Source organism: Dyadobacter sp. (assembly GCF_051859145.1).
In the GTDB taxonomy this organism is placed as follows: domain Bacteria; phylum Bacteroidota; class Bacteroidia; order Cytophagales; family Spirosomataceae; genus Dyadobacter.
Map to the genome: position 1 here is coordinate 1 of NZ_JBHYGF010000246.1, position 14,094 is coordinate 14,094.

Annotated in this window: 10 protein-coding genes and 1 pseudogene; 9 read left to right on the top strand and 2 right to left on the bottom strand. The window is 45.8% G+C overall.

Annotated elements, in window-relative coordinates; translation table 11 throughout:
- The 7 genes and pseudogenes from ACTIE6_RS14795 to ACTIE6_RS14825 form a co-directional block, all read left to right on the top strand.
- Positions 1-462 (top strand): annotated as a pseudogene (locus tag ACTIE6_RS14795) (NAD-dependent epimerase/dehydratase family protein); the annotation flags it as partial.
- A 13-nt stretch (positions 463-475) separates the two neighbouring features.
- Positions 476-1,396, top strand: a complete 921-nt coding sequence (locus ACTIE6_RS14800; RefSeq protein WP_439557375.1) for a transketolase family protein — start codon at positions 476-478, stop codon at positions 1,394-1,396.
- Positions 1,393-3,090: a hypothetical protein gene (locus ACTIE6_RS14805; protein ID WP_439557376.1), complete on the top strand. Its 1,698-nt coding sequence runs from the start codon at positions 1,393-1,395 to the stop codon at positions 3,088-3,090. The genes ACTIE6_RS14800 and ACTIE6_RS14805 overlap by 4 nt, the downstream gene beginning before the upstream one ends.
- A 2-nt stretch (positions 3,091-3,092) precedes the next feature.
- Positions 3,093-4,214, top strand: a complete 1,122-nt coding sequence (locus ACTIE6_RS14810) for an acyltransferase family protein (RefSeq protein WP_439557377.1) — start codon at positions 3,093-3,095, stop codon at positions 4,212-4,214.
- 73 nt (positions 4,215-4,287) lie between these two features.
- Complete coding sequence (locus tag ACTIE6_RS14815) at positions 4,288-5,031, top strand: glycosyltransferase family 2 protein (protein ID WP_439557378.1); 744 nt, start codon at positions 4,288-4,290, stop codon at positions 5,029-5,031.
- A 10-nt stretch (positions 5,032-5,041) separates the two neighbouring features.
- The gene (locus ACTIE6_RS14820) at positions 5,042-7,726 is read left to right on the top strand and encodes a DUF3352 domain-containing protein (protein WP_439557379.1); all 2,685 of its coding nucleotides are present in this window, start codon (positions 5,042-5,044) and stop codon (positions 7,724-7,726) included.
- Positions 7,727-7,730: 4 nt separating this feature from the next.
- Entirely contained in the window at positions 7,731-8,765 is a 1,035-nt protein-coding gene (locus ACTIE6_RS14825; RefSeq protein WP_439557380.1) for a hypothetical protein, read from the top strand.
- Here the strand turns inward: ACTIE6_RS14825 and ACTIE6_RS14830 are convergent.
- A complete protein-coding gene (locus ACTIE6_RS14830; RefSeq protein ID WP_439557381.1) occupies positions 8,751-10,019 on the bottom strand; it encodes a cation:proton antiporter in 1,269 nt (422 codons plus the stop codon). The two genes, ACTIE6_RS14825 and ACTIE6_RS14830, sit on opposite strands and share 15 nt — an antisense overlap.
- Before the next feature lie 219 nt (positions 10,020-10,238).
- Here ACTIE6_RS14830 and ACTIE6_RS14835 point away from each other — a divergent pair, with 219 nt between their 5' ends.
- The gene (locus ACTIE6_RS14835; protein ID WP_439557382.1) at positions 10,239-11,387 is read left to right on the top strand and encodes a lipase family protein; all 1,149 of its coding nucleotides are present in this window, start codon (positions 10,239-10,241) and stop codon (positions 11,385-11,387) included.
- A gap of 22 nt (positions 11,388-11,409) precedes the next feature.
- Complete coding sequence (locus ACTIE6_RS14840; RefSeq protein ID WP_439557383.1) at positions 11,410-13,140, top strand: M14 family metallopeptidase; 1,731 nt, start codon at positions 11,410-11,412, stop codon at positions 13,138-13,140.
- An 11-nt stretch (positions 13,141-13,151) separates the two neighbouring features.
- Here ACTIE6_RS14840 and ACTIE6_RS14845 read toward each other — a convergent pair whose 3' ends face one another.
- Positions 13,152-13,976 carry a hypothetical protein gene (locus ACTIE6_RS14845; protein WP_439557384.1) on the bottom strand — a complete coding sequence of 275 codons (825 nt, stop codon included), beginning with the start codon at positions 13,974-13,976 and terminating at the stop codon, positions 13,152-13,154.
- Between the last annotated feature and the right edge of the window lie 118 nt (positions 13,977-14,094).

The following is a 14,094-nucleotide window of genomic DNA, read 5'->3' on the forward strand; positions in this document are numbered from 1 at the left end:
CAATTTTTGAGAGGACTCCGGGCGTGGGTCGGTTTCAAGCAAACCGGCGTACCTTATGTGAGACCTGAGCGGATGTTCGGCGTATCGACCAATAACTGGACAAAAAATATCTGGTGGGCAAAAAAGGCGATTTTCTCATTCAGTTTTGCGCCACTTGAATTAATGAGTTACGCAGGCTTTGCATTGACGGGATTGTCGATTTTAGGAATTATCTGGCAAATCCTTGCCAAATTATTTTTCTTCCCAAACACCCCGCAGGGTATAAGTACTGTCATAGTATTAATTGTTTTTTTCGGTGGATTAACAATACTGGGAATTTCGTTTTTGGGAGAATACATTACCAAGATCTTTGAAGAAACCAAGAAACGTCCCAAATACATTCGCACCAGGATCAGACGCGGCCCTAAATCTTACAAAACAGCAGAAGAGATTCGCGCATTGGTAAAGCAGTTAAGGAAGTAAGCTTCATACAACAATGAGAAAAGAATTTTCAAATGCCATGGAACAGCTTGCAATGGAGGACGATTCTATCGTTTTCATTACAGGTGACCTGGGCTATAATGCATTGGAAAACTTGCAGGCGAAATTGGGCAAGCGATTTATCAATGCGGGTGTAGCCGAGCAGAATATGGTTGGCGTTGCCGCTGGTTTCGCACATAAAGGCTATAAAGTTTTTTGTTACAGCATTGCTCCATTCATCGTTTACCGCTGCCTCGAACAGTTCAGAAACGATGTATGTTTCAACAATTTACCTGTTTTCCTTGTGGGTAACGGAGGTGGTTACGGCTACGGAATCATGGGCAGCAGCCACCATACCATTGAAGATCTGGCCTGCCTCAGCGGACAGCAAAATGCAAATGTGTGGGTACCTGCATTCTCTGATGAAGTGGAAGCAGTTGTACGACAAATTGCTGCCGACAGTCGCCCGGCTTACCTGCGCCTCGGTGCCGGCAAAACAACACCGGTGAACAGCATTGAAACCGGTTCTTTCAAGATCATTCACAGGCCGGAAAACGCAGATATCACAGTTTTCGCACTGGGACCGATTGCCAACAATGTGCTCGCAGCTCTTTCCTTATCTTCCGAACTTGCGGCAAAAGTGAACGTAGTTACTGCCCTGCATTTTCCATTGACAATCGAAAACGACCTTGTTGAGCTGATCAAAAACGCCCCGGCTATCCTGGTAGCCGAGGAACATATCAGCACGGGCGGACTCGCACAGCAGCTTTCAGTTCAATTACTGGAAAACGGTATTGTTCCACGCGGGTTCAAAAGTCTGAAAGCCGAAGGATACCCCAATAGCCGCTATGGAAGTCAGACCTACCACCAGAAGCAATCGGGCCTAGATCCTGATTCCATTTTCACGCATTTAAATCAATTACTCATACCGGCATGACAAAAAAGGCTTTAACGGTCATTCTGAGCCTGATCCTTTTGCTACCGGTCCTGATTTATTTTACGGTCTGGAACTACTACGCTATTAATATCCCCAAGTGGGACGACCACGCTTTCAAGGCATTTATCATTGAGTACAGCCAGGCAGCTGACTGGAAAGGCGAGCTTCGTGCGCTCTTGCGGCAGCATAACGAGCACAGGATCGTCCTTACCCGCATTTTCGCGTGGCTGGATTTCTGGCTATTCGGGTCGCTGAATTACAAGCACCTGATGATTTGCGGAAATCTGTTGCTCATTGGCGTAATCCCGCTTTGGTTTGAGTTGTTGAAAAAGAACAAAAAGCCACTTTTCGCATTACTGCCTGTCCCCTTTTTGTGGCTTACCCTTGCATTTTGGGAGAATATGTATTGGGGAATGTCGGCAGTCCAGAATTTCGGAGTTGTCACATTGACACTCTGGACAATGTTTCTTTGTGTAAAGCCCAAAACACTCCCATTTGTCGCCTCACTATTTCTTGCGGTACTCACCATGCTTACGAGCGGAAATGGGCTCCTCGTGTTACCACTGGGCGCACTGCTCTTGTTTTTATCAGGTGACCGGAAACGTTTTGCAATCTGGGTCCTATGGAGTGCTGCCGCTGTATTCGGCTATTTTTCGACTTACGAAAAGTTCGATAATAACCCGGTTACGCGGGCTGGCGTTTTTCAGCTGATCAAAGGTTATATGTCCTTCCTCGGCTCATTTGCAGAATCGTTCCCCGTGCTCGACCATTTCAAGGTTTGCTTTTTCCTGGGTATTGTCCTGTTCTTCGTTGCTGTTTCAATCCTTTCAACGACACTTTTCAGGATTGTCAGAAACAAATACGCGAATAAGTTTGAAAAAATAACCGACTTGTTCTGCTTGGGAACTGTGTTGTTCATTCTCGGAACCGCATTGATTGTTGTTTATTCCCGCGCCGGATTCGGCATCGAAACACTGGTTACAAGTCGCTACAAGATCTACTCGGTCCTGCTGCTGCTCGTAGCTTACCTCTACGTAGTGATACCGATCAGGGGTTCCTTCCTGACTCCGTACATTACTGCGATTGTCTTTCTCGCTGTGGTTTTCAATGTGTTCAGCTATCACTACCACCTTGTAGATGCCTACAATCTTCGTAAAATGCTCGTGACTGCACAATTCAATTCCACGTTTACGGACAAGTCTTTACAATATCCTGCCGACACTTCCTTTGCGGCCAATATAGTTGAGAAAACACCTGTCATTTACGATAAATGGCTTTCCCTTATCCGCATTGCAGACAGGCAGAACTACGCCGGCGGATCACGCGGAATGGTGGAGTTGTTTGACAATACCACATTCAAGAAAGGTGAAAAGTCGCTGCTGGTGGAAAACAACCTTTTTAGTAGTCAGCGTTTACAGGACAGCGGTGTTTATGTGCTGCTCAGCTCCAAAGACAGATATTATATCTTTCCTGCAAACCGGACGCGCAATAAGAGCCGCAAAGAGCTGTTTTTAAAGCAATACTACTTTTCAAAAGGTTTTTACGCCGATATCCCACTTACTGAGCCGCTCGAAAAAGGGGTGTATAATGTTGCATTGATCCGTCAGGACGGGGATAATACCGGTATACTTTTCAAAGACGAAAAAATCACGATCAATCCGATCAAAGCCAACAAGGTCAGGGTAAACTGGTAAACATGCGCACGAATTCATCAGGACATATTATTCAACTGGACGGGATCCGCTTTATCGCGATTGCGCTTGTGCTGATAGAGCACCTTTTCGTAGAGGTGAATACAATTCCCGTGGGCGCAACAGGAGTCACTATCTTTTTCGTACTCAGCGGCTTCCTGATTTCCCGCATACTTTTAAAAAGCAAGGATAAGAATTACGGTACAGAGGGCGGTTTTAAAAAATACCTGGGCAAGTTCCTGGTTCGCAGGACTATCCGGATATTCCCGGTTTACTACCTTGTTATTTTATTACTATACATATTCAATGTGCCTCCTACCCGTGAAAAGCTGGGCTGGCTGGCTTTGTACGGTACTAATATTTACATGGCGACCTACAAAAGCTGGATGGGCTCCATGGACCATTTATGGTCACTGGCGGTAGAGGAGCAGGTATATCTCATTTTTCCATTCCTGATCTTTTTTATACCCAGAAACAAACTGGTTCCCGTGCTCGGGATCATGGGTGCACTCAGCATCGCATTCAGATTATACTATTACTACGCAAATCCTGACTTTGGAATCGACGACTGGATTGTAACGTATGTGAGTACACCGGCTTGTCTGGATTCATTTGCATTGGGTGGATTAATGGCCTGGTTGCAGGTTTATAAAACGGGTTCTTTCGAGAAGCTTTTCAGCAAATCCTGGCCGGTCTGGCTGGCTTTTCTGGGCTGGGTATTGTTGCAAACATGGTCAAAAACCTTTGAAAACAGGTTCAACATTTCGTTCGTCGTCTTTGACAGAACGGTATCATCCCTCTTCGGCTTTTTCCTGATCGGCCGGGCAATTATGGGCTACGGAGGGATCATGGCGGCCTTCCTCGAAAACCCGGTGATCATATACCTGGGTAAAATCAGTTATGGTTTGTATCTCTACCACAACTTTGTGTATAATCATTTTCACAGTGGACCTATGCACCCTACCGTGCGTCTTTTCAGGAAAATTTACGAGTATGTACCTGATCTTAAAGGCTCTGTGGCCTTTGAAGCCTTTGTGGTTATGGCACTTACGGTAGCCGTGGCATCTTTTTCATGGCATTTCTTTGAAAAGCCTATCAATGCGTTAAAGGATAAGTACGCTAAGTAATTAATCATTTGACATATCAAGGTTCCAGCCTTTATTTATTAATTTCGCGTAACCATACCAAATAAAATTCTGCATGTCATACCGTCTAAGTATAGTGATGCCCGCGTACAATGAACAGGATTGTATAGAAAAAGTAGTTTATAATTGGACAGACTTCCTGAAACAAACTTTTCCAAACGATAATACAACCCTCATTGTCATCAACGACGGTTCCAAGGACAATACAAAAGTGCTTTTGGATAAACTGGAAAAAGAAGTTTCCAATCTGACGGTCATCAATCAAAAGAATGGCGGTCACGGTAATGCAGTTGTAAATGGATACCGCAAGGCATTGGAACTCAATTCGGAATATGTATTTCAGACTGACAGCGACGACCAGTTCGTTTCAAGTGACTTCTATAAATTGTGGGAAAAGCGTGATCGTTCACAGTTCATTCTGGGCTATCGTGAAGTAAGGCACGATGCAGGTGTGCGTTTATTCATCACCAAGTTCCTGCGCAGCACGATCTCCCTAGTTTACGGTACATATATTATGGACAGTAACATTCCATTCCGTTTGATCAAAGGGAGCTTTCTTCAAAAGTTGATGAACCAGCTTCCAAATCCGGAACCGTTTGCACCCAATATTTTCCTTTCGGTTATGGCCAAAAAGTCCGGACAAGAACTGTTTGACATACCTATTACGCATAAAGACCGTGAAACCGGAACCGTATCAATCGTGAAATGGAACTTGTGGAAGGTTTGTATACGAAGCTTCAAGGAACTGCTGCGTTTTCGTCTTGAACTCAATAAGAAGGTCAGAGCGATACGTGCTTAAAAAATAAGCTGTGTCAAAAAAGAGCATTTTCATTGTCCTGTTGATTGTTATTATAGCGTCGGCAGGATATTTCTTATATAAGTGGACACGTGGATCCACGGCTGCCTGGAAGTTTATTCCCTCCAATGCAGTGGTGGTGATTACCAGTGAGCATTTGCAGGATTCCACCTATTTGGCTACGGAGGCAGGTCTTGATTTAAAAAGGCTGCCGCTGCTCGATGTTGCGAGCGATAACCTTTCTTTGCTTAACCTGCTTACCACGGATAAAAAGCGGCTTTATAACTTTTTGAAATCAAAAGCTGTTTCCTATTCCTACCACCCACGTACGGCAACTGAATGGGGTGTTTTGATGTATATTCCTGTTACTTCCGAGGAAGAGCAGTGGCTATCCAGTCCGCAGAATGCCAATATCCGGGCACTGCACCACAACTTCCAGAATCACCGCATTACTGACATTATCGACCGCAATTCGCGGCCGCTATTCTCCTACCTGGTTGAAGACAATCTTTTAATCGTGAGCTACTACGGCGACCTGATTGAAGATGCAATGCGCGCTTCTTCCCTTAGCATTCAATCTTTCCGACTCCGTTCCAGGTTTTCCAATATCGATGATTCCGAGTATGGTACCAGCATTTACCTTCGCAACGATGCCTGGAAATCAGTTGTTTCTCCGGACAATGCGATTGGTATATACACGGAATTCGCCCGGAATTTTCCGACTTACCAGGATTTTCATATAGAATCAAAGATTGGTAAAAAAGGCAACCTGACATTAAAATCGCTGGGCAGCGATGCGCCGGATTACTATATGGCGAATATTTTAAAGGATATTCCGGGAATGCCATTTGCCGGCCACAAGCACATTTCGCAGCAAACTTCATTTTTATACCGCTCAGCTGCGGCGGATAAAAGCGCATTTCAAAAAGAGTTTACGAAATGGCATAAAAAATATAAATCGCCTTCCTGGGATAAGCTGAACTACTATATCTCTTCCGAAAGCAATCTGCTGATCAATAATCTCGGCTCCGAGCTGATCTTGTGTCAGCTGGAAGAAAATAACAGTATTAGTGACGGGAAAATCCTGCTCGCAGAGTTTTCGAATTACGACAAGGTGCGGCCGGTTTTACAAAAACTTGCGCGGCTGTCGAATTCCGAAACGAATGCGTCGGTAGACCAGTACCAGGGTTATGACATTTATTCAGTGCCAATTCCTGAGCTACCTTCCGGGCTATACGGACCAATGTTCTCGGGCTTTCCACGCAGCTATTTCACTTACGTGGCGCCTTATCTCGTGATCAGCAACAATTCACAGGTTTTACAGAATTACATTGTCGATTACGAAAACCAGATCACCTGGAAACAATCTCCTGAGTACGACAGCGTGTTAACCAAGACAAATGTAGAAGCCCAGCTTTCGGTCATCGTAAATCTGAGAAAGGCACAAACGAGGGCGGGAAATGAAGGATTTACCAAATACTCGGACCTGATCTCGAAAATGGAATCGGTGTCGTTTCAATGCCGCTATGCAAAGGGCGAGGCGTTTCCGGAGATTACATTTACACCTAAAAAACGGCAGACAGCCAGCAAAGTACTTAACCGCACTTTCCTCAATATCGATATTGAATGGCCAGATCTCTTCGATACCGAGCTCACCGCATTACAGAACCCGATTGACGGAAGTTCAGAGATTCTGCTGACGGATAAAAGCCGAAATCTTTTAAGGACCAATAACCTGAGAGAAGGCAAGACGGAAGTGATCGCCAAATTGGATGGACCGATTGTGACTGCTTCCTACAAGGTTGACTTTTTAAATATCGGCAGGCAGCAACGCATTTTTGCCACTGCAAAAACGATTTATGCGCTGGATGAAGACGACTCCACCGTGGTATCTACATTCACCGGTATACTCCCCTCTTCCGCCGATATCAATGCATTGTATTCCATTGACGGAGGCGACGAAGGCAGCAATCGGTTTATCATCAAAACTACTTCGGAAGAACTTTTCATTTGGGAGAGCGTGACCAAGCCGGTAAAAAGGCTGAACAGTTCTGTGCGGTTTGAGAATATTCAAAGTCCGGTAATTGCATTGAATCAGATCGGCAACAAAGGCTTTATTGTCACGCAGAAAAATGGGAAGATTTACCTGCTGAAAGAAAACGGCAGCGTGAGGCAAGGTTTCCCGGTTGATATCCTTACACGAACTGCGAGTGCATTCACCTGGACGCAGGATCCAGGAACAGGTCAGCCGGAGCTCGTGGGCGTAAGTGTATCCGGCGAGCTGGTGAGGATCAATATGGAAGGCAAAATCACTTCCAGAAAACAATTGCTGCGGCCCGAGCCAGGTTCTTCTTTCAGGACCTTGTTTGACCGGAATTCCCTCGACTGGATATTGGTGAGATCTGTTAATTCAAAGACTGCGATCATTAACAAAGACGGAAAAGAGCTGTTTGAGATCAAGGATATCCTTCCAAATCCGGTTATTCAGTACCATTTCTTTGGGGTAGATAACCGTTTTATCAGCATTAAGTCGGGAGGGTATACCACCGTTTTTGATATGAGTGGCAAACGTTTGGGCGACAAAGCTATTCCATCCGAAATGCCGGTGCAGCTCACGTACCAGCCGGGTTACTACAAATTGTTAATTTTCAGCAGATCAGAGAAAAAGATCCAGGTTTGGTCTGTCAAATTGCGATAGTTAAATGAAGATTCTGAAATACTTGTTGTTGATCCTTGGCTCTGTCGTTTTTGCGATCGGGCAAAGTCAGTATCTGCTTACGAAGGTGGGAGAATGGAAGCTCATCAACGATGGTTACCAATACGGCGACCTTTACAGGCTATCGAACCTTTCAGATTTCAAAGACCCCAGGCGCACCTGCACTGACTACGCGCCGCCTGCCAAAGCGCCGGGAACGCGCAAAGTTCACCTGTATATCATTGGCGACAGCTTTACCGAAGCGCAGCGTGTGGGCTTGAAGGATTTTTCTGTGGATGCATATACCTATGTCCATTGGTCTGATTTCCTGCATGTTAAATTGGATACTACAGAGACTAACATCCTGCTTTTAGAGTCGGTAGAGCGGCATTTTCGCCAGAAAATGGTCAGCCCCATTCAGGTGCTGATCCCGGATACTGCAACTTTCAGGACGGAGGTGGCACCGCCGCAGTTTATGAACCGGCTTGACGATGCTTTCAATGCGACCTACACCCGCGACAGATTAGACGCCGTTTTATTCCAAAATGATTTCTTCCTTCGTGTCAAGGAATGGAGAGCGGATTTTCAGCACCATTTTTTTGATCGTGTGAATGAATCCGTGACAATGGTGAACAATAACCAGGATATGGTTTTTTATATGGATACCGACACCGCCGGCGTAACCTCGTCTTTCAAGGAAGTAAGCAATGGTGAGATCGATACGATGGTACTTAACCTGAATGAAAGCAGGAAGTTTGCCGAATCCATTGGGTTCGAGCATGTTTTCTTATCTGTGATACCTAATAAAGTTTCAGTACTAAATCCTGATTACGGCATTTACAATCATCTGATCGAACGCCTTTACACTCACCCGAAACTGAATATGCCGACGATCGACGTACTTGCAGATTTCCGGAGAATGGGGCGCAGCTCCTACCTTAAAGGCGATTCGCACTGGACCTGCGCCGGACAATACTTGTGGCTCAACAAAGTAAATGCAGAGATCAACAGAATGGTCTCTGCCAAATCACCTGTTCTCTGAATTCGCAAAGTCTTCTGCATTGCTCATCCTGGCTGTCAGCTTGCCCACTGTCAATCCCTGCACGATAATCGAGAACAGTACCACGAAATAAGTGATCGCAAGGAGGATATCCTTGCTTAATCCGCTATCAATAGATAAAGCGAGCGCAATGGAAACCCCGCCCCGCAAACCTCCCCAAACCAGGATGGTGATAGATTTCTTGCCAAACCGGGTCCGGAACGGAATGAGCCGCACGGGAATGTAAATGGAGATAAACCGCGCGAAAAGTACAACTACAATTGCTATAACACCTGCCCAGCCATATTGCTTTAGATCAGGAATAAGCAAGAGCTCAAAACCGATGATCAGGAACAAAATCGCATTTAATATTTCATCGATAAGCTCCCAGAATTTATCGATATAGTCACGTTCCGTCTCCGAAACGCCACCCAGATTTTTACCGTAATTACCTACCACAAGACCCGCCGCCACCATGGCAAGCGGCCCGGACATGTGCATTGCCTGCGCCGCAAGGTGCCCGCCCATTACAATCGCAAGTGTAATTAGAACGTGTACGTTATATCCATCCACCCGATAGATCATTTGCGAGCCGACAAAGCCAAGCAACAACCCAAGCACAATTCCGCCCAGCGCTTCCTTGATCAACAGCAGGGAAATTCCGCTGAAAGAAGTATTTACCTCTTCTCCCCGGGCAATCGCCAGCATTAGAATGAAAACCACCACCGCGACGCCGTCATTGAAGAGCGACTCTCCGGCAATTTTCGTTTCAAGTGACTTGGGCACGCCGGCCTGCTTCAAAATGCCCAGCACTGCAATGGGATCAGTAGGAGAAATCAATGCGCCGAAAACAAGGCACTGGATCAATGGAATGTGAATACCTGTGAGCGGCAGCAGGTTGAACATCAGGAAACCGATCACAAAAGTAGAGATCACAACACTGATGGTCGAGAAAACAACTACGGGAAGCCGCTGCTCTTTCAGATCTTCCAGGTGCACGTGAATTGCACCCGCGAAAAGGAGGAAATTCAGCATTGCGCCCATCAGGATCTCGGTAAGATCCACACTCGCGATCAATGTAGAGATTCGCAAAAACGTTCTTGGAAAGAGGCTGTCAGTCGCAATCAGACCCATTGAAACGATCAGTGCGATCACCATAACACCAATCGACGCGGGCAATTTCAGGAACCTCGCATTGATGTAGGAAAAGACAGCAGAAAGGACAATTAAGGCAGAAAACGAGTAATACAGCTCCATAAAAAAATTTTTAGACTAGTCAAAAATAGGGAATACGAATGAAAGTATTCTGTTCAGGTCGGTTTCACGGAAGCAATTCTAAGGGTATTCTAATGTTCCTTAATGGATGGACTTTGCCCGTTTCCGGGAATGCCTGCAACGCTTTTCAGCATTTTAATCTGATTCTTTCCTACATTTAGAATTGCGATTTGTCGGCCACGTTCACCTGTAACTATCTTCATGGAAAAGCTCTTCTTCCCGCATATTTTCTCGAAAATGTACTTGTGCAGAATGCTGGCGGCATTTGCGCTTGCCTTTATATCGGATTATGTCTCAGCGCAGGATCAATTACGGCCCGGATTTGATAAGGCGGAATACACGGAACTCTTCCAAATGCACGTGCTCCTGTATGATTCAACCAAAACCGATACGGCACGTCCCAAAATAGTTGTTCCACCGCCGGCGCATTACCAGCCCGTTTACCGGTCTCCCATTGTAGGTCTTGATAACAAATGGGGTTTATGGAAGAAAAATGACCGGGTTGCGGCGATCAATGTGCGGGGTACTACGCTGAACCCGGTAGGCTGGCTCGAAAACTTTTATGCGGCAATGGTGCCAGCCAGGGGAGAATTGAAGCTTTCCGGCACATTTACTTTTCCCTATCGCCTGGCCGATCACCCCAAAGCTGCTGTGCACATCGGCTGGCTGGTTGGGACTGCATTCCTGGCAAGGGATATCCTCCCGAAAGTAGATTCTATGTACCAGGCGGGAACGCGTGAGTTCCTGATCATGGGGCACAGCCAGGGCGGCGCAATTGCGTACCTGCTCACTGCCCATTTGTACTCACTTCAGAGCGCGGGAAAGCTGGCAAAGGATATCAGGTTCAAAACCTATTGCAGTGCAGCTCCGAAAGTGGGAAATACCTTTTTTGGCTACGAATATGAGCACCTGATCGACGGAGGCTGGGGTTACAACGTAGTGAATGCAGCTGACTGGATTCCCGAAGTTCCGTTTTCCGTGCAAACGCTGAACGATTTCAATGAAACCAACCCATTCAAAAACATTGATGGGATCGTCAAAAAGCAAAAGCTGATCGCACGCGTCGCAATGAAGCATGCTTATAAGAAAATGCGTAATCCCAGTATGAAGGCGAGAAGGAATTATATAAAGTACCTCGGTAACTATGCATCCAAATCGGTCAAAAAAGTATTGCCCGAATTTGTACCGCCGATTTATGCCAATACGAGTAACTACGTTCGCATTGGTCCGACGATCACGTTACTGCCAGACGAAGCGTATTACCGTAATTTCCCCGATTCTGAAAAGGAAATTTTTGTCCATCACCTGACAGCACCTTATCTGTACCTGATAGAAAGATATAAATACTAAATCCGTTTTCCCCGAATATCCAATGCGCATCCTGCTGATTTCACTCCTGCTTCTTACCCAACTTTTTGCGAATGCCCAGTACCAAACGCGTTTTGAAACAAGCGGCGGCAAGCAAACCCCGACTTACGAAGAAGGTATCGCGTTTTACAAATTGCTCGCTAAGAACTTTCCGCAGGTTCAGATAACGGAAAAAGGCTTGACCGATAGTGGCTGGCCACTGCACCTGGTTTTGTATTCGAGAAACAAGGTCTTTGATATCAAGAAGCTGAAAGCGCAGCGCAAGGCGATTTTGTTCGTCAACAATGCGATTCACCCGGGAGAATCCGACGGCGTGGACGCTTCCATGATGCTGCTCAGGGATATCCTGACCAGTCCAGCCAAGTACCCGGAAATGGATAGCGTGGTACTTGCGATTATTCCATTCTATAACATTGGCGGCGCATTGAACCGGAACAGTACCACGCGCGTCAACCAGGAAGGTCCGGAGGAATATGGTTTCAGGGGAAATGCGCGAAATTATGATTTGAACCGGGATTTTATCAAAAGCGATACACGCAATGCGCGCAGCTTTGCGGCGATTTTCCATGAGCTCGACCCTGATCTTTTTGCAGATACACACGTGAGCAATGGAGCAGATTACCAATATGTGATGACGCTCGATTATGCGCAGAAAGACAAGCTGGGTGGGCCACTCGGCGATTTCAACAATGATGTTTTTCTGCCTTATATGTACAAACATTTGAAAGAGGCAGGTTTTGAAGCAACACCTTATGTAAATGCCTGGGGACAAACGCCCGACAAAGGATTTGTTCAGTTTCCCGACTGGCCGCGATACTCTACCGGATATGCGGCATTGTTTCACACGATCGGTGTGATGACAGAAACGCACATGCTCAAACCGTACGATAAACGTGTGAAGGCAACTTATGCTTATCTGCATGGTAACCTGAAATTCCTGGCCGCTAACAGGAGCAAGCTTTTGAGATTACGTCAGGAAACAAAAGAATCGGTGAAAACGCAGGAGCGATTTGCGATTACCTGGCAGGTGGATAAGGCGAAAAATACGCCTATCGAATTCAAAGGGTACGAACCTGAGTATATCAAAAGCGAGGTGACCGGAGCCCAGCGGCTTCATTATGACCGTACAAAACCATTTACCAAAACAATCCCTTTCTATGATACCTACGTCCCATTGGATGAAGTCACGAAACCAAATGCATACGTGATTCCGCAAGGCTGGCATCATGTAGTTGCGTTGCTAAAACTCAATCAGGTATCAATGCAGCAGCTTGAAAAGGATATAGAATTGGATGTTGAAACCTACTATATAGAAGATGTGGAATCACCAAAGTCGCCGTTTGAGGGACACTACTGGCACACCAGCGTCAAGGTGAGGACTGAAAAACAAAGGCTTACTTTCAAAAAAGGGGACTGGTATGTACCCGTCAACCAATGGACCAATCGCTATATTGTAGAAACATTGGAGCCGAAAGCGGTGGACTCTTTTTTCAAATGGAATTTTTTTGATACGATCTTACAGGCAAAGGAGCATTATTCCGATTATGTTTTTGAAGATCTGGCGGCGGGGCTTCTTTCCAAATCACCGGAGCTGAAACAAAAGCTGGAAGCAAAAAAGAAAGCCGAACCGGAGTTTGCAAAGAATGCAAACGCACAGCTCGACTTTATCTATGATCAATCGGTGTACCGTGAGAAAGAGTATCTGCGGTATCCCGTTTTCAGAGTTGTTAAATAAGAGTTGCGGGATCAGAACCTGAAACCGAGACTGAAATTGAATTCGCCCGTTACCTGCAAGCCACGGGTCACCGTGGTAGTTGAAATGTACTTTTCCCGATCCACATACCTGGAACCCAATCCACCGTTCAGGCTGATCTGAAATTTGGGCGTAACCTGAAAATTAATGTAGTTGTTGACCAGCAAGCCCATTCTCACCCAGTCCGTGTTTTGCCCATTTGAAATATACCCGCCCGTGTTTGGATCATAGATCGATGAGTTATTCCACCTTTCGCCTTTCCCAAAGAAGAAGTTCGGACCTACGGCGTAGGTGACCTTTCGCTGCCCGAACGGGTAAATCTTTAAACCGGGGGAAAAATAGAGCATGTAAGATCCATTATTATCTGACACGTCAAAGATGTAGGTGGAAGTTCCAGGAATGGTGACGGTCAGCGGAAGAATGATTCCGAAATGGCCCGATTTGTCCACTATACGCTCATAGCTGATGCCAAAGCCGGGACCGCTGTCCAGTGCTTTGAATGGAGAAATGTTGATCAGGTTAGCACCGAAATCCTCACTTTCACGCTCTATGACGGTTTTGGCGCGGCCACCATCAATCCGGTCGGTCATGAAAACAGTTTGTCCATTTTCAAATTCAATGCGTAAAACCTCCCTTTTGAGAATTACAAAATTGGCGCTGCTTTCTTCCTTGTTGATCTTGTAAGTAATGCGGTCGACGCCCACCTCGGTTACCTTTCCTTCGATTGTTTTACCATTTTTCCTGACAATGATATCCTGCGCCTGTGCGGCGAAAAACAAGAGGGAGAGCAGGAATGTGAAAGTACTGTTTTTGATCATGGCTACATATGGTTGATGAGAATTAGCTAAATTTATGAAAAGAGCAGACAATCATGCGTTATTTTTTCATGAACGTTAAAAAGGTAACTGCTGTTATACGTTCGGCCCCTGGCCACAA